The sequence below is a fragment of the Cohnella cellulosilytica genome, from assembly GCF_042431195.1.
GTDB classification, from domain to species: domain Bacteria; phylum Bacillota; class Bacilli; order Paenibacillales; family Paenibacillaceae; genus Cohnella; species Cohnella cellulosilytica.
Window position 1 is genome coordinate 73,993 of the sequence record NZ_JBHMDN010000006.1, and the last position, 25,644, is coordinate 99,636.

27 protein-coding genes and 1 riboswitch are annotated in these 25,644 nt (G+C 59.0%); of the genes, 25 read left to right on the forward strand and 2 right to left on the reverse strand.

Annotated elements, in window-relative coordinates; genetic code table 11:
- The first annotated feature begins 45 nt into the window (after positions 1–45).
- The 6 genes from ACFFT4_RS02610 (at position 46) to rsmI (ending at position 5,191) form a co-directional block, all read left to right on the forward strand.
- Positions 46–999, forward strand: coding sequence for an ROK family protein (locus ACFFT4_RS02610; protein WP_378044836.1), 954 nt, complete (start codon positions 46–48; stop codon positions 997–999).
- Positions 986–1,768 carry a glucose-6-phosphate isomerase family protein gene (locus tag ACFFT4_RS02615; RefSeq protein WP_378044838.1) on the forward strand — a complete coding sequence of 261 codons (783 nt, stop codon included), beginning with the start codon at positions 986–988 and terminating at the stop codon, positions 1,766–1,768. Before ACFFT4_RS02610 ends, ACFFT4_RS02615 begins: the two co-directional genes overlap by 14 nt.
- A 39-nt stretch (positions 1,769–1,807) precedes the next feature.
- Positions 1,808–2,368 (forward strand): glucose-6-phosphate isomerase family protein, encoded by a 561-nt coding sequence (locus ACFFT4_RS02620; RefSeq protein WP_378044840.1) that lies wholly within the window; start codon positions 1,808–1,810, stop codon positions 2,366–2,368.
- 72 nt (positions 2,369–2,440) lie between these two features.
- The gene (locus tag ACFFT4_RS02625; RefSeq protein ID WP_378044842.1) at positions 2,441–3,232 is read left to right on the forward strand and encodes a DeoR/GlpR family DNA-binding transcription regulator; all 792 of its coding nucleotides are present in this window, start codon (positions 2,441–2,443) and stop codon (positions 3,230–3,232) included.
- Between the two features lie 172 nt (positions 3,233–3,404).
- Entirely contained in the window at positions 3,405–4,229 is an 825-nt protein-coding gene (locus ACFFT4_RS02630; protein ID WP_378044844.1) for a tRNA1(Val) (adenine(37)-N6)-methyltransferase, read from the forward strand.
- 47 nt (positions 4,230–4,276) lie between these two features.
- On the forward strand, positions 4,277–5,191 hold the full coding sequence (rsmI, locus tag ACFFT4_RS02635; protein WP_378045007.1) for a 16S rRNA (cytidine(1402)-2'-O)-methyltransferase: 915 nt from the start codon (positions 4,277–4,279) through the stop codon (positions 5,189–5,191).
- Between the two features lie 105 nt (positions 5,192–5,296).
- On the opposite strand, the gene ACFFT4_RS02640 is transcribed toward rsmI, so the two are convergent.
- Positions 5,297–5,548: an AbrB/MazE/SpoVT family DNA-binding domain-containing protein gene (locus ACFFT4_RS02640; RefSeq protein ID WP_512699937.1), complete on the reverse strand. Its 252-nt coding sequence runs from the start codon at positions 5,546–5,548 to the stop codon at positions 5,297–5,299.
- A 332-nt stretch (positions 5,549–5,880) separates the two neighbouring features.
- On the opposite strand from ACFFT4_RS02640, the gene ACFFT4_RS02645 reads away from it, so the two are divergent.
- From ACFFT4_RS02645 to ACFFT4_RS02715, 15 genes are all read left to right on the forward strand, one after another.
- Positions 5,881–7,173 (forward strand): HD domain-containing protein, encoded by a 1,293-nt coding sequence (locus ACFFT4_RS02645; RefSeq protein WP_378044845.1) that lies wholly within the window; start codon positions 5,881–5,883, stop codon positions 7,171–7,173.
- Positions 7,174–7,199: 26 nt separating this feature from the next.
- Complete coding sequence (locus tag ACFFT4_RS02650; protein WP_378044847.1) at positions 7,200–7,976, forward strand: TatD family hydrolase; 777 nt, start codon at positions 7,200–7,202, stop codon at positions 7,974–7,976.
- 179 nt (positions 7,977–8,155) lie between these two features.
- Positions 8,156–8,374: riboswitch (cyclic di-AMP (ydaO/yuaA leader) on the forward strand.
- Between the two features lie 279 nt (positions 8,375–8,653).
- Positions 8,654–9,811, forward strand: coding sequence for a resuscitation-promoting factor (locus ACFFT4_RS02655; RefSeq protein WP_378044848.1), 1,158 nt, complete (start codon positions 8,654–8,656; stop codon positions 9,809–9,811).
- Positions 9,812–9,975: 164 nt separating this feature from the next.
- Positions 9,976–10,527, forward strand: coding sequence for a ribonuclease M5 (gene rnmV / locus ACFFT4_RS02660; RefSeq protein WP_378044849.1), 552 nt, complete (start codon positions 9,976–9,978; stop codon positions 10,525–10,527).
- Between the two features lie 5 nt (positions 10,528–10,532).
- Positions 10,533–11,408, forward strand: coding sequence for a 16S rRNA (adenine(1518)-N(6)/adenine(1519)-N(6))-dimethyltransferase RsmA (rsmA, locus tag ACFFT4_RS02665; RefSeq protein WP_378044851.1), 876 nt, complete (start codon positions 10,533–10,535; stop codon positions 11,406–11,408).
- A gap of 89 nt (positions 11,409–11,497) precedes the next feature.
- The gene (gene yabG / locus ACFFT4_RS02670) at positions 11,498–12,376 is read left to right on the forward strand and encodes a sporulation peptidase YabG (protein WP_378044853.1); all 879 of its coding nucleotides are present in this window, start codon (positions 11,498–11,500) and stop codon (positions 12,374–12,376) included.
- Between the two features lie 150 nt (positions 12,377–12,526).
- Positions 12,527–12,802: a biofilm formation stimulator Veg gene (gene veg / locus ACFFT4_RS02675; RefSeq protein ID WP_378044855.1), complete on the forward strand. Its 276-nt coding sequence runs from the start codon at positions 12,527–12,529 to the stop codon at positions 12,800–12,802.
- 125 nt (positions 12,803–12,927) lie between these two features.
- The gene (locus ACFFT4_RS02680) at positions 12,928–13,110 is read left to right on the forward strand and encodes a small, acid-soluble spore protein, alpha/beta type (protein WP_378044857.1); all 183 of its coding nucleotides are present in this window, start codon (positions 12,928–12,930) and stop codon (positions 13,108–13,110) included.
- Between the two features lie 148 nt (positions 13,111–13,258).
- Entirely contained in the window at positions 13,259–14,116 is an 858-nt protein-coding gene (gene ispE, locus ACFFT4_RS02685; protein ID WP_378044858.1) for a 4-(cytidine 5'-diphospho)-2-C-methyl-D-erythritol kinase, read from the forward strand.
- Between the two features lie 100 nt (positions 14,117–14,216).
- Complete coding sequence (gene purR, locus ACFFT4_RS02690) at positions 14,217–15,038, forward strand: pur operon repressor (protein WP_378044860.1); 822 nt, start codon at positions 14,217–14,219, stop codon at positions 15,036–15,038.
- A 12-nt stretch (positions 15,039–15,050) separates the two neighbouring features.
- Positions 15,051–15,449: a RidA family protein gene (locus ACFFT4_RS02695; RefSeq protein ID WP_378044862.1), complete on the forward strand. Its 399-nt coding sequence runs from the start codon at positions 15,051–15,053 to the stop codon at positions 15,447–15,449.
- 109 nt (positions 15,450–15,558) lie between these two features.
- Positions 15,559–15,843: a septation regulator SpoVG gene (spoVG, locus tag ACFFT4_RS02700; RefSeq protein ID WP_035119511.1), complete on the forward strand. Its 285-nt coding sequence runs from the start codon at positions 15,559–15,561 to the stop codon at positions 15,841–15,843.
- Between the two features lie 113 nt (positions 15,844–15,956).
- A complete protein-coding gene (gene glmU, locus ACFFT4_RS02705; RefSeq protein WP_378044864.1) occupies positions 15,957–17,354 on the forward strand; it encodes a bifunctional UDP-N-acetylglucosamine diphosphorylase/glucosamine-1-phosphate N-acetyltransferase GlmU in 1,398 nt (465 codons plus the stop codon).
- A 19-nt stretch (positions 17,355–17,373) separates the two neighbouring features.
- Positions 17,374–18,330, forward strand: coding sequence for a ribose-phosphate diphosphokinase (locus tag ACFFT4_RS02710; protein WP_378044866.1), 957 nt, complete (start codon positions 17,374–17,376; stop codon positions 18,328–18,330).
- Positions 18,331–18,385: 55 nt separating this feature from the next.
- Complete coding sequence (locus tag ACFFT4_RS02715; protein ID WP_378044868.1) at positions 18,386–19,027, forward strand: 50S ribosomal protein L25; 642 nt, start codon at positions 18,386–18,388, stop codon at positions 19,025–19,027.
- Between the two features lie 225 nt (positions 19,028–19,252).
- Here ACFFT4_RS02715 and ACFFT4_RS02720 read toward each other — a convergent pair whose 3' ends face one another.
- The gene (locus ACFFT4_RS02720) at positions 19,253–19,453 is read right to left on the reverse strand and encodes a hypothetical protein (RefSeq protein WP_378044870.1); all 201 of its coding nucleotides are present in this window, start codon (positions 19,451–19,453) and stop codon (positions 19,253–19,255) included.
- Positions 19,454–19,600: 147 nt separating this feature from the next.
- On the opposite strand from ACFFT4_RS02720, the gene pth reads away from it, so the two are divergent.
- The 4 genes from pth to ACFFT4_RS02740 all read left to right on the forward strand — a co-directional run bounded on the left by pth (position 19,601) and on the right by ACFFT4_RS02740 (position 25,310).
- Entirely contained in the window at positions 19,601–20,167 is a 567-nt protein-coding gene (gene pth / locus ACFFT4_RS02725; RefSeq protein WP_378045008.1) for an aminoacyl-tRNA hydrolase, read from the forward strand.
- Between the two features lie 94 nt (positions 20,168–20,261).
- A complete protein-coding gene (locus tag ACFFT4_RS02730; RefSeq protein WP_378044871.1) occupies positions 20,262–20,492 on the forward strand; it encodes an anti-sigma-F factor Fin in 231 nt (76 codons plus the stop codon).
- 206 nt (positions 20,493–20,698) lie between these two features.
- Positions 20,699–24,220, forward strand: coding sequence for a transcription-repair coupling factor (gene mfd, locus ACFFT4_RS02735; protein ID WP_378044873.1), 3,522 nt, complete (start codon positions 20,699–20,701; stop codon positions 24,218–24,220).
- On the forward strand, positions 24,207–25,310 hold the full coding sequence (locus tag ACFFT4_RS02740; RefSeq protein ID WP_378044875.1) for a peptidylprolyl isomerase: 1,104 nt from the start codon (positions 24,207–24,209) through the stop codon (positions 25,308–25,310). The genes mfd and ACFFT4_RS02740 overlap by 14 nt, the downstream gene beginning before the upstream one ends.
- Positions 25,311–25,644 lie beyond the last annotated feature (334 nt).

The following is a 25,644-nucleotide window of genomic DNA, read 5'->3' on the forward strand; positions in this document are numbered from 1 at the left end:
ATTTCCGTTTTGCATCATAGTCTGATTAACGAAGGGGTGCTGACCGTGATTGCGATTGTTTTGGATTTCGGCGGCACGAACATCAAGCTGGGCATCGCCCGCGAAGGGCGGATGCTGGCCGGCTCCCGTCTGGCCGCCTACTCCGGCAGCGGGCTGCTTCCGCGGCTGAACGCCGCCCGCGAAGCCGTCCTCGACCTGCTTGCCCGGACCAGCTTGACAACGGCCGATTGCGGCGGCGTCGCGATCGCGCTGCCCGGCATCGTCGATCCCGTTCGGCGCACGCTGCTGTCGATCAACGAGAAATACGCCGATGCGACCGGCTTCGCGTTCGAGCAGTGGGCGCGCGAGTCGTTCGGGCTGCGGCTGGAGATGGAAAACGACGCGCGGGCCGCCCTGCTCGGAGAAACGGCCTACGGAATCGCCCGCGGCGAGACGAACGCGGTGTTGATGACCTTCGGCACCGGCATCGGCACGGCGGCGCTTATGAACGGCCGCATCGTCCGCGGACGGCATTATCAGGCCGGCATCCTCGGCGGTCATATGGCGACGGATGCTTACGGCGAGATCTGTACATGCGGCAATGTCGGCTGTCTCGAGGCGCAGGCGAGCCATTGGTCTTTGCCGGCTTGGCTGGTCAAGCAGGACGGCTACCGGGACAGCGCGCTGGCCGGCGTATCCGATATCGGCTACCGAAGCGTAGTCGAAGCGAGCGCGGCCAACGATCCGTTCGCGGTCCGCGCGATGCGGCATCTGCTGGTGCATTGGAGCGCGGGCATCGTGAATTTGATTCACGCCTACGATCCCGATCTGGTCGTTCTCAGCGGCGGCTTGATGAAGTCGCGGGAGCTCGTCGTTCCGGAGCTGTCGCGTCTCGTGCGCGAGCGGGCCTGGACGCCGTGGGGCGACATCCGCATTGCGGCTTCACGCGATCCGGACAGTTCCGTCCTGCTCGGGCTGTCCCATTTGCTTGAAAGGAGCGATGGGCATGACGCGATTTGATCCCGGGTTCGATATTCGGCCGACGAGCGATCCGCTGGGCTTCCGGTACGGCGAAGGCGTATTCGGCCCTCCCGTCGAGCGCCGATCGATTGACGAGATTCGCTCCAGTCTGCGCGATCCGAACTGCGAAGGTCCCGATCCCGTGTACGCGATCGCCATGGATGTCGGCCGAAACGTGCATCGCGCGGAATTGCGGAGCCGCATGCTGTTGTTTGGCGCTGTCACGTACGCGGCGGGCAGGCTCGGCGACGAGCCGATCCGCAGCCAGGGCCACGTGCACCGCGTCTCCGCTCACAGCGGCTGGTCTCCCCCCGAGCTGTACGAAATATGGACCGGCCGCGCGTTCATCTATATGCAGGAATCGGACGGGGACGATCCGGGGCGCTGCTTCGCCGTCGTCGCGGAGCCGGGCGATGTCGTCATCGTGCCGCCGTACTGGGCCCATGCGACGATCAGCGCCGATCCGGACTCCCCGCTTGCGTTCGGTGCCTGGTGCGATCGCGAATACGGATTTGAATACGACGGCGTTCGCCGCCATCGGGGGTTGGCGTGGTATCCGCTGCTTGATGCGGCCGGCCGGCTCGACTGGTCCCGCAACGAACGTTATGCGTATCGGCCGCTTGCGATCAAGCGCCCCGAACCGTACGAGGAGTTCGGAATCGCGAGGGGGATTCCGATCTATCGCCAGTTCGAAGCCGATCCGGACCGGTTCCAATGGGTGTCCCGGCCGGAACGAATGAAGGAAATATGGGAGCGTTTCGTGCCCTGACCGGGCCGGGACGATCCCCTGCGAAGGAGCCGAATAGGCATGTTGGTGAATAGCAATACGAGATTCGAAGCTGCGGAAGGCAAGCTGTCGGGGTCCGGCGTATCCGCATCGCTCCGGGTCGTCGGCGACTTGGCCGGAATCTTCCTGGACGAGGAAGCGCGCTCCAGACGCGATCCGCGGGAAGCCGTCTACGAGGTCGTCATGCACGATGCCTGCGGCGCTGCGGAGGGCGGGCTGTTTTTCGGCGTCAGCCGCGTATACCCGGGCAAGATCGGAGCCGAGTATTTTATGACCAAGGGACATTTCCACTCGAAGCGCAACCGGGCGGAATATTATTGGGGCATCGCCGGCGAAGGGCTGCTTCTGCTCATGGACGAGAGCCGCCAGTGCCGGGCGGAGCGGGTGTCTCCGGGCAGTCTGCATTTCATCTCCGGCTATACCGCCCATCGGCTGGTCAACACAGGCCGATCGATGCTCGTCGTCGGCGCCTGCTGGCCGTCGGATGCCGGCCACGACTACGACTCGATTCAGAGGGACGGCTTCGGCCTTCGCGTGCTGGACGTTGACGGGCAGCCGCAGCTTGTACCGGCGGACGGATAAACTGGGCGATTGTCAGACCATCCGACTGGATTAAAACACATAAGAATTCGCACGAAGAATGGAGTGTCCCCGATGCTGCCTTTGGAACGCAGGAGTGTGCTGATCGGCCATATGGCCAAAAAGGGAAGCGTTACGATTCCGGAGCTCAGCGGGATATTGAATGTATCCGAAATGACCGTCAGGCGCGATCTGAAGCAATTGGAGTGCGAAGGGTTCGTCCGCCGGACGCACGGCGGCGCCGTGTATATGTCGGCGAACAAGCCGCTGGAGCCTGCTTTCGAGGACAAGAGAAATGCCCGGCAATGGGTCAAGGAGCTGCTGGCCGGCTACGCCGCTCTGCATTTCGTCAACGATAACGGGATGATTGTGATGGAGGGCGGCACGACTGTGACCGCGATGGCCGCGCACTTAAGCGAATTCAACAATCTGACGGTCGCGACCAACGGCTTGAACACGCTGCAGGCGCTGATGGGCGTCGTGTCCGCAGGCACGGTGCTCGGCTGCGGAGGGATGGTGCGCGAGAGGTCGAATACGTTCGTCGGGCCGATCGCCGCGCAATTTTTCGCCCAGATTCATGCGCAGTACGCCTTCTTTTCCGCCAGCGGCTTTACGGCGGAGCAGGGATTCACGGACCCGAATCCGATGGAGCGCGAGATCAAGCTGGCCATGGCCGCGACCGCGCGTACCAAGGTCATGCTGCTCGACTCGGCCAAGTTCGGCCATATTTCGCTGCTGACGACGTTCGGGATCGAGGACATCGATGTTCTCGTCACCGACGCGGACGCGCCTGAAGAAGCGCTGCGGGTATTGCGCGACGGCGGAATCGACGTGCATGTCGTGAACGGAATCGCTTCGGGGATCTGAGACGGCTCGAAGCCGTCCGTATTCGAGCGCGGCAGCAGACAGGAATGAAGGCTGTCTCCTATGTCCTTAAGGGCATGGGAGACGGCTTATTCAGGTTTTCTGCAGCATTTGCGATCAAGCAGCGAATCAAGTAAGCTAAGGGGCGTAAGCACAATGAAGGAGGCCCAAGTCTGTGAGCGCGGAACGAACGCTGCTGCAACCGGGAGAACGTCTGGACGATCTTCTGACCCATGAACTGAAAATTATCCAAAGCCCCGAGGTGTTCAGCTTCTCGCTGGACGCGGTGCTGCTCGCGCGGTTTGCCGCCGTGCCTCCGAGAGGACGCGTTCTCGACTTGTGCACGGGCAACGGCGTCATTCCGCTGCTGCTGACGACGCGGACCGAAGCGGCCGTCGACGGAATCGAGATTCAGCCCCGGCTGGCCGACATGGCGCGCAGAAGCGTAGGGATTAACGGCCTGGACAATCGGATACATATTATTGAAGGCGATCTGCGCCAGTGGAAGCCCGCGGGCGAATTGTACGACGCGGTCACGGTTAATCCGCCGTATTTGCCGGTGGCGAGCGGAGATCGCAAGACGAACGTTCATCAGGCGATGGCCCGCCACGAGATCGGCTGCAAGCTGGAGGACGTGATCGAAGCTTGCGCCAGGAGCGTGAAGGCCGGAGGCCGGGTCGCGATGGTTCATCGCCCGAGCCGGCTGGCCGATATCGTCGATCTGATGCGCCGCTGCCGGATCGAGCCGAAGCGGGTCCGCTTCGTGCATCCTCGCAGAGACGCGGAAGCGAACATGATATTAATAGAAGGAACGCGCGACGGAAGACCCGAGGTCCGCCTTCTGCCGCCGCTGATCGTGTATGAAGAGGACGGGGAATACACGCAGGAGCTGCTGGCCGTATTTTACGGGCAGGCGGCGGCGCTTCCCGACTTCCGGCGTCCGAACGGACGGGCGCCGGCCGTCAAAAGAAAGAGAGAAGGGGAGGAGGAGCCATCGTGAGCGAAAATAGGGACAAGGCCGGAGCTGCTGCGGCGGAGACGAACGGCTTGGCGGCGGCAGCCGTCCAGAGAAGCTTCGCCGCCCGCGAGAAGCCCGGAACGCTGTATCTGGTGGCGACGCCGATCGGCAACCTGGAGGATATGACCTTCCGCGCGATTCGCACGTTAAAGGAGGTTCAGCTTATCGCGGCCGAGGACACCCGGCAGACGCGAAAGCTGCTGACGCATTTCGACATTCAGAATCGGCTCGTAAGCTATCACGAGCACAATCGGGAGGCCAGCGGGCCGGAGCTGATCCGCCTGCTGCTGGAGGGGCAGCATGTCGCGCTCGTCAGCGACGCCGGAATTCCCGCCATCTCGGACCCGGGGGCGGAGCTTGTGCGGGACGCCGCGGAGGCCGGCATTCCCGTCGTGCCGATTCCCGGGGCGAACGCGGCGCTGTCCGCCCTGATCGTCTCGGGCCTGCCGACGGACCGTTTTCTGTTCGCGGGTTTTCCTCCCCGCGAGCGCAAAGGGATTCATAAGCTGCTGGACGGATTGGAAGGCGAGAGCGGAACGCTCATTCTGTACGAATCTCCGCATCGGCTCAAGAAAACCGTGGCGGCTATCGGCGAGAGGTGGGGCGGCCGAAGAATGGTTGTCGTGCGCGAGCTGACCAAAAAGCACGAAGAGGTTGTAAGGGGAACGGTCGAGACGTGTTTGGCGCATCTCGAGACGAATTCGCCGCTCGGAGAATGCTGCATATTAATAGAAGGAACTCGTTCGGAGAGCGGGGGCCGGAGAGGGACGGAAGCGGAGAAAGCAGAGGCCTGGTGGGCGCCTCTGGCATTGGGACAGCACGTCGCGCATTACGAGGCGGCCGGACAAGCCCGCAAAGAGGCGATGAAATCGGCGGCGGCCGACCGGGGAGTATCGAAGCGGGACGTCTATCGGGCGCTGCTCGAGGAGAACGGCGGAGAATAAGAAAAAAAGCCCTCCCGAGATCGACATCGGGAGGGGGCAAGGAGTATAAAAAGGTTGGAATTAACAATGATTTAGAATGCCAATATTTATTATAAACTATTTTCCCTAATTTGTCACAGGGGAAGGTAAATCCTTCAAACATTCTCTGCAAACAATTTTTCCTTTGAAGTAGGTGACGTTCTCCGCGTTACCGCAGAAGATGCACGCCGGCTCATATTTCTTAAGCATGATGCGCTCGCCGTCCACATAAATCTCCAAGGCGTCTTTCTCTCCGATGCCCAGCGTCCGGCGCAGCTCGATCGGAATAACCACCCGTCCCAGCTCATCGACTTTACGTACGATACCCGTAGATTTCATCATTTGGTAATACCCCTCTCATAAGATTAAAATTAAGTACAAACGAACGCGTATATCTATGTTTATACGTTATCGCCAGCATTCGACAAAGTTCTCTGTTTTCCGTACTCTATCGTACCAACCTTTCCCAAAAAAGTCAACCTATAAGCTCTGAGGAATTCCTGAAAAAAATGAGAAAAAGTCTGTGAATCCTCTCAGCTACCACGAATTTCAGGTTATTACGGCAGTGGGCAAGCAGAAAATCGAAGGAAAACATTATTCGACAAATTTCGACTTAATTCGATGTTTTCCCAGTGCTCTTGTCGAAAAACGACAAATATGAGGTGATGGCCATGTTGACGAAATTGAGTGAGGAGAAAGTATTCAAAGACCCTGTGCATCATTCCATCTACGTGCAGGACCCGACGATTTGGAAGCTCATCAATACGCCGGAGTTTCAGAGGCTCCGGAGAATCCGCCAACTCGGCACCTCCTATCTGACGTTTCATGGGGCGGAGCACAGCCGGTTTTCCCATTCGCTGGGCGTATATGAAATTACAAGAAAAATCATCTCCCAGTTTGAGCGTAATGGATATGGCGACTGGCCGCAAGGGGAAAAATTGCTCAGTCTTTGCGCTTCTTTGTTGCATGATGTCGGACACGGTCCGTTTTCCCACTCTTTGGAGCAAATATTCGGTACGGACCACGAAGATTGGACCTGTAAAGTCGTCTTGGGCGCAACGGAAATCAACCGCGTGCTGCGCGAGGCCGACAGCCGGCTGCCGGAGCAGGTCGCCGCGGTCATTCGCAAAAAGTACGAGAAGCCGATTGTCGTCAGCCTCGTGTCGAGCCAGCTGGACGCGGACCGGATGGACTACCTGCTGCGCGACGCCTACTTCACGGGAGTCAACTACGGTACGTTCGATCTCGACCGGATCCTGCGCGTGCTGCGCCCGTTCCAAGGGAAAATCGTCGTGAAGGACAGCGGAATGCATGCCGTCGAGGACTACCTGATGTCCAGGTATCAGATGTACTGGCAGGTCTACTTCCATCCCGTCACCCGAAGCTCGGAAATTTTGCTGCGGCAAATTTTCCGCAGGGCCAGCGAGCTTCTGAGCTCGGGTTACGCGTTCTCCTTCATGCTGGAACCGATTCGGGCGCTGCTGACCGGCTCCGTGACGTTGGAACAATATATGAAGCTTGACGAAGCGATGGCGCAGACGGCGTTCGGCCAATGGGCGGAGGAGAAGGACGAGCTGTTGTCGGACCTGTGCCGGCGCTTCCTGGACCGGCGGCTGTACAAATACGCGCCGCTGACCGAGGAGGACGGGGAATGGCTCCGGGACGTGCGTCATCAGTGGCAAAGCATCGGTCTCGATCCGTCCTACCATATGGAAGTCGATACGCCCGAGGATTCCCCGTACGACGTCTACAAGCCGGGTGCCCATCCGGGCGGCAAGGAGAAGCCGCCGATCCTGCTGCTGGACAAGCGCGAGGAATTGACGGAAATCTCGGTCCAATCCGACATTATTCGTTCCATCGCCGGCCTGCACCGCGGCAAATACTACATTTATTACCCAGAGGAACGGATCTTGCCCCACGCCCGTTTTCTCAGCGCCGAGACGCGCTCCAGGTTGTCTATATAATAGTAGAAAAGAGGATATGAATCGACATGCTTATCGACACGCACGCCCATCTCGACTCCGGCAAATTCGACAACGATCGCGAACAAATGATCCAGCGCGCGCTGGAAGCCGGTGTAGACACCATCGTCAATATCGGATTTAACCGCGAGACGATCCCGTCGACGCTGGAGCTGGCGGAGAAATACCCGTTTATCTACGCCGCCGTTGGCTGGCATCCGACCGATGCCGCCGACATGAGGCTGGAAGAGGACCTGCTCTGGATCGAACGGCTGTGCACCACGCATCCGAAGGTCGTGGCCATCGGAGAAATCGGGCTGGATTATTATTGGGACACTTCGCCGAAGGAAGTTCAGCATACGGTGTTCCGCGAACAGATTCGCCTGGCCCGGCGGATCGGCAAGCCGATCGTCATTCACAATCGCGACGCGCACGAAGACGTCCTGAAGCTGCTGAAGGAGGAGCAGGCCGCCGAGGTCGGAGGCATTATGCACTGCTTCTCGGGCAGCTGGGAGACGGCCAAGCAATGCCTGGATATGAATTTCCATATTTCCTTCGGCGGACCGGTCACGTTCAAAAATGCGCGCGTTCCCAAAGAGGTGCTGGAAAGGGTTCCCATGGACCGATTGCTGATCGAAACCGATGCTCCGTATTTGACTCCGCACCCCCATCGAGGGAAGCGAAATGAGTCCGCTTACGTACGCCTGGTCGCCGAGGCGGCGGCCGAAATTAAAGGCATTTCTTTGGAGGAGCTTGCAGAAATTACAAGCGGAAACGCCCGGCGCTGTTTTGGGATAACGAGATAAACGGAAGAATAGGGAGTAAAACGGACTGGTTCCAAGGAAAAACTGGCATTTGCTGCGGGAATTGCCGAGGTTCCATTTGATTTTCCGTAAAAACGGGCAAATTCGTCGGATGAGCCGTCTTTACACCGTGATCGCCGAGAGGTTATGATCATCATCAGAAAGTTTGAATATGACATTCCTTTTCCAGTGCGCTTAATCTTCCGAACGGAAGAGTGGGGGACCCAACGCGGCGACGATTCAGACAGAGCGTCCAATGCGGTCCGAGCAATCTTGGGGTGAATACGGCAAGTGCCGAGACGACGGCTTTATCTGAGTGACGCGTCGGGCATGCAGCCGTTAGGGCAACTCTCTTTGCCCGAATCCGACAGCTAACCCCGCAAGCGTGATAGAGAGAGGTCGCCCTCGTGCCGCTACATTTCTTAGCTTATTCCAATCATGCGGAAGCCACGAACAGATCCTCTGTCTCGATGGCTTTTTGTGTTGCAGACACAACTGCTTCGGGCAACGAGCTCTCATGTGAGTATTCTGAACTGGGGAAGGCGGCGCTTGACCGATCGGCCCGAAATCGCGAAAGTTTCGGGACTGCTCGCCAAGTGTCGTTAACCATTTTGGATTAGTCGCGTCAGACAACATCATGTTTTACAGTCGACGGCGGGGCTATGAAGGAGGAACGAGATATGGGCGCAATTCCTGTTCAGGAAACCCATGATCCACGACCGACCGGCAAGCTTTTCGCACTGCGTTGGAAGCATGAGCATCTGCGCGCCGCACTATTGGCCGCGGTTCTCGTCTTTGCCATCACCATCATGTTCGTCTCGCTGCTGCAGAAGGCGGCGACCAAAAGCATCACGATTGTCGACAACGGCATTTCGAAGGTCGTGTCCACGACCACCTCGAACGTTCTCGGATTGCTCGAAGAGCAGGATATTTACATCGGGCCCAACGATCGCCTCTCCATGGCGGCCGTGGATCCTCTGCAAGAAGGAAGCCGGCTCGTCATCGATCGCGCGGTAGGCGTCATGATCCAGGCGGATGGCAAGCAGCAAGTCGCTTATTCAACCGAAGATACGGTTGGGGGAGTCATCGAATCGTTAAACCTTAAGCTGTCCGAGCACGACCGGATTGTGCCGGAAGCGGACAGCCCCTTGAGGGAAGGGATGACCGTGTCGGTCGTCCGCGTGCGCAAAGAGGTTACAGAGACCCGGCGCCCGATCGCCTTCAAGGTCGTGGAACAGAAGAACGCCGACCTCGAAGAAGGCAAGACGAAGGTCGTCACCGAAGGCCAGAAAGGCGTCGTCGTCTACAAGACCGAGAAGGTCTACGAGGACGGCCAGCTGGTCAGCGAGGAGACGGTCGGGAAGACGATCGCCAAGCCTGCCGTACAGCAGGTCGTCGCGGTCGGAACGAAGAAGAAGGCCGAAGTGGCGATCGCGTCGTTCAGCGGACCTCCGACGGCGGCCGAAGCCCAAGTCGTCAAGCTGAACGGCAAGAGCGTCAAAGTGAAACGGATGCTGAACAACGTTACGCTGACCGCGTATTCCGCGGGATTTGCTTCTACCGGCAAATCCAAGGGAGACGAGGGCTACGGCATTACCCGTTCCGGAACGACCGTCAAGGAAGGGCGCACGATCGCCGTCGATCCGAAGGTCATTCCCCTGGGCTGGTGGGTCTATATCGACGGAATCGGCTTCCGCCGGGCCGAAGATACGGGCAGCGCCGTCAAGGGGAAGAAGATCGACGTGTACTACGACAGCGAGAAGTATGCCAACAAGTTTGGGCTGAAACGCGGATACACGGTCTACGTGATCGGTCCGGTCAAGCCTTCCGCGGATTGACCGCGGCGGCCGCACGCCAATTCCATACGGCATAGCGTCGGGAAGGAGCCCTAGGGCTTCTTCCCGATTTGCGTTAGGAAGGAGCGCGGGTTCCGGACTTGCCCTCCTTCCCAATCTCGTATACGCTTGAAGGAACGCACAGGATAAAGGCGGAATGAAGTCGGATGATTCGAGAAATGATTGTCGTGGAGGGCAAGGACGATACGACGGCGGTGAGGCGGGCCGTGGGCGCCGATACGATCGAAACGGGAGGCTCGGCGATCGGGGAGGACGTGCTCGCGCGGATCGAGCTGGCGCAGGCCCGCAGAGGCGTGATCGTGCTCACCGATCCGGACGCCCCCGGAGAGCGTATTCGCAAGATCGTCGCGGAGCGCGTGCCGGGGTGCAAGCACGCCTTCCTGACGAAGGACGAGGCGCGAGGCCGCGGGGGCATCGGCGTGGAGCATGCGGCCGACGAAGCGATCCGCCGCGCGCTGGAGCGGGTGCGCGGGCCGGAGACGGACGCGGAAGAGCCCGCGGAGATCGCATGGACCGACCTGCTGGAGGCGGGCTTGATCGTTCACGCCGCGTCCGCAAGCCGCAGAGAGCGCATGGGCGAGCTTCTGGGCATCGGCTATGCGAACGGCAAACAATTTTACAAGAGATGCCTGATGTTCCGGATTACGAAAGCCGAGTTTCAAGCGGCGCTGGAACGGTTGGAGCGGGAAGGACGATAGAGACCATGCAAGAGATCGCCACATCGAACCGGACGCGGGAGATTATACGCCGGCACGGATTTACGTTCAAGAAGAGCCTTGGGCAGAACTTCCTGATTGACGGCAGCGTGCTCGACCGGATTATAGCGGCGGCGCAGCTGGACGAAACCCGCGGAGCGCTGGAGGTCGGTCCGGGGATCGGCTCGCTGACGGAGAGGCTCGCCAAGGCCGCCGGCAGGGTGACCGCCGTGGAGATCGACCGGCGCCTCATCCCCATTCTGGAGGACGTGATGGCCCCTTACGGGAATGTCGGCATCGTGCACGGCGATATTCTGAAGACCGATCTGCGCGCGCTCTGGCAGGAACGGTTCGCGGGCCTGGCGGGCGTCAGCGTCGTGGCCAATCTGCCGTATTACGTGACGACTCCGATTGTCATGAAGCTGCTGGAGGACAAGCTGCCGATCGAGAACATCGTCGTGATGGTGCAGAAGGAGGTCGCTGTGAGAATGTCCGCCAAGCCCGGCGGCAAGGATTACGGCAGTCTGAGCATCGCCGTGCAGTATTACTGCGAGCCGGAATTGGTCTGCGTCGTACCCGGCAAGTCCTTCATCCCCGAGCCCAACGTGGACTCGGCGGTCATCAAGCTGAAGCGGCGGCCGGAGCCGGCCGTTCGCGTGGCGGACGAGGAGAAGTTCTTCCGCGTCGTGCAGACGTCGTTCGCGCAGCGGCGCAAGACGCTGGCCAACAATCTGTCCGCCCTGTCGGGCAAGGAGCGCAAGGCCGAGCTCGGAGAGCTGCTCAGAGCGGTCGGCGTTCAGCCGGAACGTCGGGCCGAGACGCTGTCCCTCGAAGAGTTCGCGGCCGTCTGCGAGGCTCTGAGCGGCAGCGGCATGCTCGGATAGCCGGACGTTGTCCCCGGGCAAATCCGGTTTCCCGGACGCGCACCCATCGTCTCCGGGCTCCATAGGATAGACGGAGAGGTGAGTGGCCTATGAAGCAGGGGGATCTGGTCGTACGGAAATCCTATGGCGGGGACGTATTGTTCCGGGTTGCGGCATTCGCCGCGCAGCAAGCCGTACTTAGAGGAACGGACTACCGCCTGCTGGCGGATGCCCCGATCGAGGATCTTCAGACGGTGCGCAACCCCGACGAGCTCGGAGGATCGCGCCAGGCGCGAATTAAAGCGAACGAATCGCTGCGCAAAATCAGCGAGGCCCGGAACCGGCAGTTCGGCCGCATCGGATTGATGACCGCGCCGGACGACCGCAGACAGCCGTTCTTTGAAATGCCGGGCAAGGTGCTGCATCTGGACGGCGACCCGAATTATCTCAAGAAAAGCATGCAGGTCTACGGGCAGCTGAAGGTGCCGGCGGAAGGCGTTCACTGCCACGAATCGCAAATGCCGCACGTGCTGATGCGCATGCTTCCCCAGGTCCATCCGGACATCGTCGTCATTACGGGCCATGACGGCGTGCTGAAGCAGCAGCAGGACCTGCAGCAGCTCGGCAGCTACAAAAACTCGTTAAACTTCGTGCACGCCGTGAACGTGGCGCGGGATTACGAGCGCAACCGGGACTCGCTGGTCGTCGTCGCGGGCGCTTGTCAGTCCCACTTCGAGGCGCTGCTGCAAGCCGGGGCCAACTTCGCCAGCTCCCCGGGCCGGATTATGATCCATGCGCTCGACCCCGTCTACGTGGCCGTACGCGCGGCGTTTACGCCGTTCCGCGACACGATCAACATCTCCGACGTGATCGCGCATACGATCAGTGGCAGGCAGGGCGTGGGAGGGATCGAGACGATGGGGCGTTATCGGATCGGCGTACCGAATTTGAAAGCGGCCAATACGGAGCAAAATGTGAACGTTTTGTGACAAAAAATAAGGCGGATTCGAAAAAACACGATCATCTCAAGGAAAATGACCGTTGACAGTAAATCCTCATCGTTGATATAATATTTTGATTCATTTGACACCTTCTCTGTTATTAGTTATAATTTACAGGGAAAGAGGTGGTAGTGGATCATGGCTAAAAACACGCTTCTCGATATCAAGCGAAGCCTGGAGCCGCACGTCGGTTCCAAAATCATGCTCCGCGCCAACGGTGGACGACGTAAAACCATCGAACGCACGGGGGTTCTGGAAGAAATCTACCCATCGGTTTTCATTGTCAAGCTGGATCAGGAACAGCACACGTTCAAACGAGTGTCCTACAGTTACGCAGATATTTTGACCGAATCCGTGGAAGTCATGCTTTGCAGCGATGACGGTCAGGTTCGAATCAATTATTTGTCGCACTAGACGGTTGAATAGTACGGGCAGCATCGCGCCAATATCGGAGGCGCCGTGCTGCCCGTTTTGCATGCATGCGAAATATCCGAGGCATGCTAAAACCGTTCGAAGACAACTGGAACAGGAGGCGCAACATGAGCAGAAGAAGAAGCGTCATGTCCGAGCAGTTCAAAGCGGAGCTGGCCAAGGACCTGGGCATCTACGATACGGTTCAACGCGAAGGCTGGGGAGGCATACGCGCGAAGGACGCCGGCAATATGGTGAAGCGAGCCATCCAGATCGCCGAGCAGGCGGCTTCCCGGACGCCCAACCCTTGACCGACTTCGGACCGGAGGAGGCCGATTTCCGCAATCCGCGGGGGTCGGTCTCCTTTCGCAATTGCGGGTATCCTTTGTTATAATGATGTAAAAGTTTGGGGTAACCGAGGTTTACATAAGGTACCGTCCGGAAGCTGGTGAAGAGACGTTGTCGAAAATTTATGAGAAAGCGCCGGCCAAAATCAATCTCGTGCTGGACGTCTTGCGCAAACGGGAAGACGGGTTCCACGAGGTCGAGATGATTATGACGATGGTCGATCTGGCCGATCGGCTGGAGATGGAGGAGCTGCCTCGCGACCAGATCGTGCTGTCGAGCCAGGCCGGCTTTATCCCCCTCGACGAGAAGAATCTGGCCTTCCAGGCGGCGCGGCTGATCAAGGAGCGGTACGGGGTCAAGCGCGGCGTCTACATTCACCTGGACAAGCAGATCCCGGTGGCGGCCGGGCTGGCCGGAGGCAGCAGCGATGCGGCGGCGGCGCTTAAAGGATTGAACCGGCTGTGGGATCTGAGGCTCCCCCGGGAGGAGCTGGAGCTTCTGGGCGCCGAGCTGGGCTCGGACGTCCCGTTCTGCATTCGGGGCGGAACGGCGGTGGCCAGAGGCCGCGGAGAGAAGCTGGAGTCCGTGTCTCCGCCTCCGCAATGCTGGGTCGTTCTGGCGAAGCCTCCGATCAACGTCTCCACCGCGGACGTCTACGGCAAATTCCGCGTGAACGATGTGAAGCGGCATCCGTCCGTCCCGCGAATGCTCGACGCCCTGTCGCGCCAGTCGTTCCCGGACATGTGCGCGGCGCTGGGCAACGTTCTGGAGAACGTCACGCTCCATCGCTATCCCGAGGTCCGGCAGATCAAGGAGTGCATGATCAAGGCGGGCGCCGACGGCGTGCTGATGTCCGGAAGCGGGCCGACCGTATTCGGCCTCGTGTCCAAGGAAATGAAGGTCGCGCGCGTCTACAATGCGCTGCGGGGGTTCTGCAAAGAGGTGTTTGTGGTAAGAATGTTAACATAATGAGAGCCGAACGGCTCGGACTCTCGTTTCTGTTGAACAAAACCGTATAAAGATGTTATGATACGGGTAAAATATTCGGATTTGGACGGGAGAGGGGAACGTGAAGAAACTGAAACGCAGCGCCAGGCTTGTAGAGATGACGCAGTATTTATTGGCCCGTCCCCATACGTTAATTTCCCTGACAGCATTCGCCGAGCGGTATCAGTCGGCCAAATCCTCGATCAGCGAGGATCTGGCGATCATCAAAGAGGTGTTCGAAGACGAAGGAATCGGGGAGCTGAGCACATTGGCCGGAGCGGCGGGCGGCGTCCGGTTCGTGCCGAAGTGCCGCAAGGATCAAGCGCTCGAGAGAATCGGCTCGATCTGCCGCGAGCTCGAGCAGCCGGACCGGCTGCTGCCGGGCGGCTATCTGTACATGACCGACCTGCTGGGACAGCCGGGAATGATGCAGGAGGTCGGCCGGATGTTCGCGACCGCGTTCGCGGATCGCCACATCGACGTGATCATGACCGTCGAGACGAAGGGAATCCCTCTGGCTCATGCGACCGCCCAATTCTTGAACTTGCCCGTCGTGATCGTGCGGCGGGATCATAAAGTCACGGAAGGCTCCGCCGTCAGCATCAATTACGTATCCGGATCGACCAAGCGCATTCAGACGATGTCGCTCGCGAGGCGCGCGCTCAAGGAAGAATCGCGGGTGCTCATCGTCGACGACTTCATGAAAGCGGGCGGAACGATCCAGGGGATGATCGATCTGCTGTACGAGTTCCGCGCGGTCGTCGCCGGAGTCGGCGTATTCGTGGAATCCGGCGAGATTGACAGCGAGGAGCGGCTGCTGCACGATTACGTCTCGTTGGCGCGTCTGTCGGAGGTCGACTTGAAGACGCGCCAGATCAAAGTTCAGCCAGGCAACTTTTTCTAGGAGGATGAGAGCATGACTTTGAAAATCGTCTCCACGGCCGACGCTCCCGCAGCCATCGGCCCTTATGCGCAAGCGGTTCGCGCAGGCAATCTGCTGTACACGTCCGGACAAATTCCGCTTACGCCCGCGGGCGAGCTTGTCGGCGGCACCATTCAGGAGCAGACGCGCCAGGTGCTGACCAATCTGCAAGCGGTGCTGGCCGCCGAAGGCACCGATTTTCGGAACGTGATCAAGACGACCGTGTTCCTGAAGGACATGAACCAGTTCGCGGAGTTCAACGAGGTGTACGCCTCGTACTTCGGCGCGCATACGCCGGCTCGTTCCACCGTGGAAGTGGCCCGATTGCCGAAGGATGTTTTTGTCGAAATAGAATTGATTGCGGCGATATCTGTCGAAACTGTAAAGAATTAAAAATTTATTTGATTTTTAGCAGCCGTTTTACCATATTTAAGAAGGAATTTGCGCAGCTTTGTGGAATATTACACCAAGTCTTTCTGAGGGACAAAGGTGGTGAACACAAGTGCAAATTACAGACGTGAGACTCCGCCGTGTCAATTCGGAGGGGCGCATGAAGGCCATTGCTTCAATCACGATCGATAACGAATTTGTCGTCCACGACATTCGGGTTATCGACGGGAACAATGGCATGTTCGTCGCTATGCCGAGTAAACGGACACCGGATGGAGAGTTCCGGGACATTGCCCATCCGATTTCTTCCGGAACGCGCGAGAAGATTCAGGCTGCCGTGCTGGCGGAATACGAGCGGGCGGCGCAAGATGAAGAAGTCATGGTCGAAGGAGCATAATGATGAATATTGAGAAGAGGGCCTGGACAGGCTCTCTTTTCATTTTCACTTGAATAAGCTATCATTCTGAGGGAGGAGCAAGGTTCGCCGGAACGGAACAAGGGGGTTTACGAATGAACAAAATGGCGATTATATTAGCTGCCGGACAAGGCAAACGAATGAAGTCGAAGCTGTACAAGGTGCTGCATGCGGTGTGCGGCAAGCCGATGGTCGGACATGTGCTGGACGCGGTCCGGAACGCGGAATGCGACAGAACCGTCGTCGTGGTCGGCCATGGCGCCGAAGCGGTAAAGACGGCGCTTGGAGATACGGTCGAATACGCGCTGCAGGCGGAGCAACTCGGCACGGGGCACGCGGTGCGGCAGGCCGAAGCTCTGCTTGGCGCGGAGGACGGGGTTACCGTCGTGACTTACGGCGATACGCCGCTGGTGACGGCCGAGACGATTCGGGAGCTGATCGACCACCACATCCAGCAGGGAGCGGCGGCGACGGTGCTTACGGCGGATGTCGCGGAGCCAGCGGGATTGGGCCGGATCATTCGCGACCCGGACGGCAACGTGTTGAAAATCGTGGAGCAGAAGGATTGCTCGCCGGAGGAAGCGGCGATTAAGGAGATTAATACGGGCACGTATTGCTTCGATAACCGCAAGCTGTTCTCCGCGCTCTCCGAAGTGAAGAACGACAACGCCCAGGGGGAATATTACGCCACCGACGCCATCGGCATCCTGCGCGATCGCGGCGAACGGATCGCCGCCAGCAGGTGCAAGGACCCCGTCGAAGCGACGGGCGTCAACGACCGCGTCGCGCTCGGGGAAGCGGAACGGCTGATGAGGCAAAGAATTAACGAAGCCCATCAGGCGAATGGCGTGACGATCGTCGATCCGGCGAATACGTATATTGAAGCGGGCGTCGCGATCGGCCAGGATACGATCGTCTACCCCGGCACCTTCCTTCGGGGCAGCACCTCGATCGGCTCCGATTGCGCAATCGGCCCGTCCGCGGATTTGAAGGATACGATCGTCGGCGACGGTTCGACCGTTCGCCAGACGGTCGCCGAAGGCGCGGAGATTTCCGAAGGGTGCGCCGTCGGCCCGTTCGCTTACCTGCGGCCGGGAACGAAGCTGGGGCGCCAGGTAAAGGTCGGAGATTTCGTGGAGATCAAGAACGCTACGATCGGCGAAGGCAGCAAGGTGCCGCATCTGAGCTACGTCGGTGACGCGATCGTCGGCTCGGGCGTGAACATCGGCTGCGGGGCGATTACGGCCAATTACGACGGGTATAATAAATCAATGACTGAAATCGGCGACAATGCGTTCATTGGCAGCAACGCCAATCTGATCGCCCCGGTCAAAATCGGCAGCGGCGCTTACGTCGTCGCAGGCTCCACCATTACGCACAACGTTGCGGACAACGATCTGGCCGTTGCCCGCGAGCGGCAAGTCAACAAGCCGGGCTACGCGGACAAGATTCGCAGCCGGGCCCGGGCCAAGAAAAACAACGAAACCGAATAACAAAGGCGGTAATTGGGCGATGGCCTATTCGGATCCAACCTTAAAGCTCTTCTCCTGCAGCTCGAATCCCGATCTGGCCCGTTCGATCGCCGGCTATATCGGCGTCGAGCTGGGCAATGTGACGCTGAGCCGGTTCAGCGACGGAGAAATCCACGTTCAGTTGGACGACAGCGTGAGAGGAAGCGATGTCTACGTCGTTCAATCGACGTCCGCGCCGGTCAACGATCACTTGATCGAATTGCTCGTCATGGTCGACGCGCTTAAGCGGGCCTCAGCCAAGACGATCAATGTCGTCGTGCCGTATTACGGGTACGCCCGTCAAGACCGGAAGGCGCGCTCCCGCGATCCGATTACCGCCAAGCTGGTGGCCAATCTGATCGAGACGGCGGGGGCCCATCGGGTCATCGCAATGGATTTGCACGCGATGCAGATTCAAGGCTTCTTCGACATTCCCGTCGATCATCTGCTCGGCGTGCCGATTCTGGGAGATTATTTTCATAACAAGCAGCTGGCTTCGCCCGTCGTCGTCTCTCCCGATCACGGAGGGGTCGTGCGCGCGCGTCGTCTGGCGGACACGCTCCAGGCGCCGCTGGCGATTATCGACAAGCGCCGGCCCGAGCCCGGCGTCGTGGAAGTCATGAATATTATCGGCGACATCCGGGGAAGAACCGCGATTCTGATCGACGACATCATCGATACCGCGGGTACGATCGCGCTGGCCGCGAACGCGCTGAAGGAAGCGGGGGCCGGGGATATTTACGCCTGCTGCACGCATCCCGTGCTGTCGGGCCCGGCGATCGAGCGGCTGGAAGCTTCCCCGCTCGTCGAGATCGTGGTCACGGATACGATCCCGCTCAAGCAGCCTTGCGGAACGGACAAGGTCAAGGTGCTGTCCGTGGCGCCGCTGCTCGCCGAAGCGATCGTGCGGGTGCACGAGCAGCAATCTTTGAGCTCATTGTTCGAGCCGAATGTTTAGGGCTTTCCTCCCTGGGGTAAACCAAGGGTATACCGTTTAAGGGGAGGAATTCGATATGACCGCGCTTCAAGTGCAATTGCGAGAAGCTTCCACCAAGGGAGAATTAAGGCGTATACGCGAATCCGGGGGAATTCCGGGAGTGGTCTACGGCAAAGGGCTTGCCGCTCCTTCCAAAATTGCGATAGATGCGAAGGCGTTCGCCGATATGCTGAAGGGCAATCCGTACGCCGTCGTCGATATGGATATTCCGGGAGCGGGCAAGCAGCCGGTCATGTTATCGGAAATGCAGCGGGACCCGATCTCCCGGCAAGTGCTGCATATCGATTTTCGCCGCATCGACATTAACGAGAAGATTACGACTTCGGCGCGGCTCGACTTCACCGGGGAATCGCCCGGAGAGAAGGAAGGCGGCATGCTGCAGTTCGTGCTTCACGAGGTCGACATCGAGTGCTATCCGAAGGATATTCCCGACGGGATCGCGGCGGACGTCAGCGGGCTGCAGATGGGCGATCATCTGACGGTCGGCGACCTGTCGCTGCCGGCGGGCGTCACCGCCGTTCAGGACCCGGAGACGATCATCGTCGCCGTCCTGGCGCCGCAGAAGGAGCGCTCCGAGGAGGAAGTCGAGGCGCTCGACGATCAGGCCGAGGAAGATCGCAAGCATGCGGAAGCCGCCTTGGCGACGGAGAAGGATTAAGCCGGGCCTGCGGGGTCGAACGGACCTCGCGGACCTCCGGCTTGAGATTCCAAGCAAAAACGCCTGCGGCGTCCATAAGACGGCGAACGCGTTTTTGTCGGAGACGATACAGACAAGGATAAGGGTGAAACTTATAAATTCTGTATCGTCAAAAAAGCCCCGGAACACCGACGTCCTTCAAGATCGGACGATCGGTCTTTCGGGGCCTTTCGCTGTGCCCGCGCATCAATAGCCGGGACGCGACACGAAGGTAAATTGCTTGCGGTTGTAGAAAATATTATTGACCTGCACGAATTCTTTGCCGTAATATTCGATAAAACCGATATCGCTGTGCCGCCGTCCGCAATAAATCTGCACAGGAACTTGAGAAGACATGTGATCCAGGAAGTGTCGATCGTCATAGATCATCTGACCGTTCAAGTACACATCAATTCCCCCCTTTCTCGTACTTTTGGAATCGGTTCTGAACTCGGTAATAGGTAGGACACGCGAAAACAAGCAATAGTTGCATATCGAACTCTATTTTTTGGCGAAAATGACGAAAATGTTCGGACTTGGAGGATGAATATCGTGATGCGTTGGATTGTCGGATTGGGAAATCCCGGATCGACCTATGCCAATACCCGGCACAATGCGGGCTTTATGGTCGTGGACGAGCTTGCCCGAAGATTGAATGCGGAAGTGAGCACGCAGAAATTCAAGGCGCTGACGGGAGAGACGAGAGTCGGGGACGTAAAGGTGGCGCTCCTGAAGCCGATGACTTATATGAATCTGTCGGGGGAGTCGCTGCGGGCTTTCATGGACTTCTATAAGGCGAAGCTGGAGGATTTGATCGTCGTATACGACGATCTGGATACCGAGGTCGGCCGAATCCGGCTCCGATACCAGGGAAGTCCGGGCGGGCACAACGGGATCAAGTCGATTATCCAGCACCTGGGCACGCAGACGTTCAACCGGGTGCGCGTCGGCATCTCCAGACCGGAGCCCGGCGTGATGATCTCCGATTACGTGCTGTCGGGCTTCGCGAAGTCGGAGAAAGAAGCGATGCGGCGTTCGGTGGAGGAGGCGTGCGACGCGCTCGAATACGCTTTGACGCATACGTTCGATCAAACGATGGCGAAGTATAATGCCAGAGGCTGACTTTTTGCGCGGACTTTAATTAAAGAGGCGGATTTCGGGAATACTGGGGAGAGACGCGGAGATGCCGCATAAGCTCACTCCAGGAGGCATAGCTATGACTGTGAACTATATTTGCCGCCACTGCGGCATGTCGCTCGGAAGCTTCGGGAATTCCGAAGTGGGCGAATACCGGTTGGGCCTGCAATTCTTGACCCCCGCAGAGCGAAAGCGTATAATAGCGTATAATTCCAACGGGGACGTGACCGTACGGGTTATCTGCGATTATTGCAGCCAGACGCTGGACGCGAACCCGGAGCTTGCGCTGCTGTCGAATCCGTTGCAATAAGCGCCGAAAGCATCACGTTCCGACATCCTCCAGGAGTCCTTGGCATGTGCCGGGGCTTTTTTCTTGATTTTCAAGGCGCGACATCACACAGACTTATTTGCCTTCGACGATCCGGTCGCATGGCTTAGCCGCGTTCAAGTCGGGCGCGGCGGAGCGACAAGTGCTTCACCGGACGTGGAAGATTGGTTTCGGAGAGGGGAAATGCCATGAAGCCGTTAATCCAATCGCTCGCCAAGGATCCCGATCTTATCAGCGTCATTCAAGGACTGAAAAGCGGAATGCGGGAGCAGCTCGTCGCCGGCTTGTCCGGTTCCGCCCGGCAGGCGGCGATCGCCGGTCTGTATCGGGAGCTGGAGCGGCCGATTCTCGTCGTGACGCACAACATGTTTTCGGCCCAGAAGATGGCCGACGATCTGCAGGAATGTCTATCGACGGACGAGGTGCTGCTGTATCCCGCCAACGAGCTGATCGCCGCGGAAACCGCGATCTCCAGCCCGGAAACGTCGGCTCGGCGCCTGGACGCCATACTCAAGCTCGCGGACGGCTTCCGCGGCGTTATTGTCGTGCCCTTTGCGGGAGTGCGGAGGTTTCTCCCGGATCGCCAGACGATGTCCGAGGCGAATATCGTTCTGCGCGTCGGAGAGCAGCTGCCGATGGAGCCGTTCCTGCGCAGAATGGTCGAGCTCGGCTACGAGCGGGTCGACCGGGTCGAACAGAAGGGCCATATGAGCGTGCGCGGAGGTATCGTCGACTTCTTCCCGCTCGCTTCCGCGATCGCTTATCGCGTCGAGTGGTTCGACGACGAGATCGACTCGATCCGTTCGTTCGATCCCGCCGATCAGCGGTCGATCGACAAGCTGGAGACGTATACCGTTCAGCCGAGCCGGGAATGGATCGCCGTGGAGAGAAGATTCCAGAATGCGGCCCAACACGCCTCGGAGCTGCTGGGCCAGCAGCTGGAGAGAATGACCGATCGACAGGCCAAGGAGAGATTAAGCTCCGAAATTGCCCGGGAAATCGAACTTTTGCGGCAAAACGTGTATTTTCCCGAGATTTACAAATATATTTCCTTGCTCTATCCGGAACGCCAAACCCTGCTAGATTACATGCCCAAGGACACGGTTCTGCTGATGGACGAACCGAACAGGCTGGGCGAGACCGCGCGCCAGCTGGAACGCGACGAGTCGGAATGGACGACCCATCTGCTGCAGCAGGGCAAGTCGCTGCCCGGCTTCGTCCTCGCCGTGCCGGCGGAGCAGTCGCTCTATCCGAAGGCGTTCCAGATCGTCTACCTGTCGCTGTTCGTGCGGCAAATTCCGCATACGCAGCCGCAGAACATTATCAACTTCGTCTGCCGCTCGATGCAGAACTTCCACGGCCAGATGAACGTGCTGAAGGCCGAGACCGAGCGCTGGCGCAAGAGCGGCGTGCGGATTCTTATGCTTGCGGGCAACGCGGAGCGGGCCGACCGAATGAGAAGGGTGCTCGAAGACTATCAGATCGAGCCTCCGGAAATTTTGCAGGGCAACCTGCAGAGCGGCTTCGAGCTGCCTTCGATCAAGCTTGTCGTCATTACCGAAGGCGAAATGTTCACGCAGAAGCAGCGGAAGGCCAGACGGGTCGACCGCCATCTCGACAACGCGGAGCGTCTCAAGAGCTACACCGAGCTGAAGGTGGGCGACTTCGTCGTGCATCAAAATCACGGCATCGGGAAATATCTCGGCATCGGTACGCTTGAGGTCGGCGGCATTCACAAGGATTATCTGCATATCGTCTATGCGGGCGGCGACCGTCTTTCCGTCCCGGTAGAGCAATTCGACCTGATCCAGAAATACGTGGGCAACGAGGAGAAGGAGCCGAAGATCAGCAAGCTCGGCGGCGCGGAGTGGAACCGGGCGAAATCGAAGGTTCGTTCTTCCGTGCAGGACATCGCGGACGACCTGATCAAGCTCTACGCGGAGCGGCAGGCGACGAGCGGCTTCGGGTTCGGGGAGGATACGCCGTACCAGCAGGAATTCGAAGAGATGTTCCCGTACGAAGAGACGGCGGACCAGCTGCGGGCGATCCGGGAGATCAAGAAGGACATGCAGACTCCGCGGCCGATGGACCGCCTGCTGTGCGGAGACGTCGGCTACGGCAAAACGGAGGTGGCGATCCGCGCCGCGTTCAAGGCCGCGATCGAAGGCAAGCAGGTGGCCTTGCTCGTGCCGACGACCATTCTGGCGCAGCAGCACTTCGAGACGTTCCGCGAGCGATTCTCGGGCTACCCGTTCAACATCAAGGTGCTGAGCCGGTTCCGCAGCCGCAAGGAGCAGACGGAGACGATCAAAGGGCTGAAGGCGGGCACCGTCGATGTCGTGATCGGAACGCACCGGATTTTGTCCCAGGATATCGTGTTCAAGGAGCTCGGGCTGCTCATCGTCGACGAAGAGCAGCGCTTCGGCGTGACGCATAAGGAGAAGCTGAAGAAGCTCAAGACGAACGTGGACGTGCTCACGCTGACGGCGACGCCGATTCCGCGCACGCTCCATATGTCGATGCTTGGCGTGCGGGACCTGTCCGTCATCGAGACGCCGCCGGAGAACCGGTTCCCCGTGCAGACTTATGTGGTCGAATACAGCGCGACGCTCGTCCGCGAGGCGATCGAGCGCGAGATGGCCCGCGACGGACAGGTGTATTACCTGTTCAACCGGGTGCAAGGGATTTACCAGGCGGCGGAGCAGATCAGCGCGCTCGTACCCGATGCCAGAGTCGCCGTCGCGCACGGCCAGATGTCGGAGCAGGAGCTGGAACGGACGATTCTCGACTTCCTGGACGGGGAGTACGACGTGCTCGTCAGCACGAGCATTATCGAGACCGGCGTCGACATTCCGAACGTCAATACGCTGATCGTGCACGACGCGGACAAGATGGGGCTGTCGCAGCTCTACCAGCTGCGCGGCCGCGTAGGGCGGTCCAACCGGATCGCGTATGCGTACTTCACCTACCAGCGCGACAAAGTGCTGACGGAAATCGCCGAGAAACGTCTCCAGTCGATCAAGGAATTCACCGAGCTGGGCTCGGGCTTCAAGATCGCCATGCGCGACCTGTCCATCCGCGGAGCCGGCAATCTGCTTGGCGCGGAGCAGCACGGGTTCATCGCCTCGGTCGGCTTCGATCTGTATTCCCAGATGCTCGCGGAGGAAATCCGCAGCCGCAAGCTGCAGCTGGGCGGGGACGCTCTGCCGCCGCAGCCGGTGAATACCCAGCTCGATTTGGGCGTGGACGCTTATCTGCCTCCGGAATACATTTACGACAGCATCCAGAAGATCGAAATTTACAAGAAGGTGGCCGCCGCCGCTTCGCTGGAGGACGTCGAGGATTTGCTGGAGGAACTGATCGATCGCTTCGGAGAACCGCCTAAAGCCGTCCTCAACCTGATGACGGTTGCCAGGCTGAAGGTGTACGGCCGCAAATACGGCATCGAATCGATCATGCGCCGCGGGGACGACGTGACGATCAAGCTGGAGGAGCGCCGCCGCGCGGATATCGACGAGAAGAAGCTGAAGTCGCTGGAGGCGAAATTCCAGGGACGCATGACGCCCGCTCTGGGCGAGCCGCAGCCCTTGATCCGCTTCAAGGCGCGAGGGCTGGATGAGAACGCTCTATTGGCGCTGCTGGAGGAGTTTCTGTTACAATACAAAGAAGCGACAAAATCGAAGGGGGAACTACAGGATGTTGCACCATAGAAGCATGCCGTACCGTCGGCTCGCTCTGTTAGCGCTGGCGGCGGTTATGCTGACCGCATTGATGTCCGCGTGCGGCAAGAAAGAGAAGGAAACCGTCATCGCGACTTACAATAACGGCGGACAAGTCACGGACCAGGCTTTCGAGAAGTATATCGCCTATCAGACCGTAATCGGCGGCAATACGCAGCTTGCGCTGTATGCGTCGATTCCCCAGATCAAGGAGCAGCTGGTGAAGCAATATATCGCGACCAAGGTGCTGGGCGAGCAAATCTCCGACGACGAGAAGAAGAAGATCAAGGATTCCGCCAAGACGTTTAAGGAAAACGTGGAGAAAACGCGGAATACGCAGCCCGACTTTAAGCAGCAGCTTAAGGACAACAATCTTTCCGTAAGCGACGTGGTCGCTCTGTACGAAGAGACGATGAAATTCCAGAGCTACTATTCGGCCAAGGGCGAGGAACTGCAGGGCCAAGTGACCGACGAGGAGATCAAGGCGGAGTTCGACAAGGCGCCGTCCGATTACAACGTCGTCACGGTCCGCCACATTCTGGTCGGAACGGTAGACCCGAACTCGGGAGCCGAACTGAAATCCGAAGAGGATGCGCTGAAGACGGCCAACGAAGTGAAGGCGAAGCTGGAAGCCGGAGGCGACTGGGAAGCTCTGGCCAAGGAATATTCCACGGACACCGGTTCGAAGGACACCGGAGGCTTGTACGAGAACCAGGTTGCCGGAGGCTGGGTGCCGGAGTTTAAGGAAGCGGCGAACTCTCAGCCGATCGGCGAGATCGGAGAGCCCGTGCTGTCGCAATACGGCTATCACGTCATCAAGGTCGAGAGCCGCGAGGAAGCGACTTCCGTGGACAAGCTGTCCGAGGAGTCCAGGGAATCGATCAAACAAGAGCTGGCATCGACCAAGCTGAACGAATTCGTCACGGCCGAGCAGGACAAGCTGGGCATCGTCGTCACCTTGCCCGAAGAGCCGTCCGAGTCGCCGAGCGCATCGGAATCTCCATCCGGATCTCCGGCGGAATCGCCTTCCGGGTCGCCGAGCGAATCGCCAAGCGCTTCGCCGTCGGCGTCCGCGCAATAAGACTTTGTCAGCAGCGCCCGAATCGTCCGCCCGCAGCGGCGGACATTCGGGCGTTCTTCGACCCGCGGGACGAAGTTGCGTTCGCGAAAATGGGCGTTAAGCGGCGCAATACGGGCTCAGGACGGGAGAAAATAGAAAAAGTTGGCATTTTGCGCGAATATTGAACTCCATAAAGGCAATTAACGTCTAATCTGCGATGGAGAAAAGAGGAAAACGACCGGCTCGTCATGCTAAAATAGCCAATGGACGGATGCGGAGCCAAGCGCCGCTCCTCCGCCACCCCGACGGAATGCCGTCTCGATTGGAGGAATACGTCAGCCGAGGGCGAACGCAT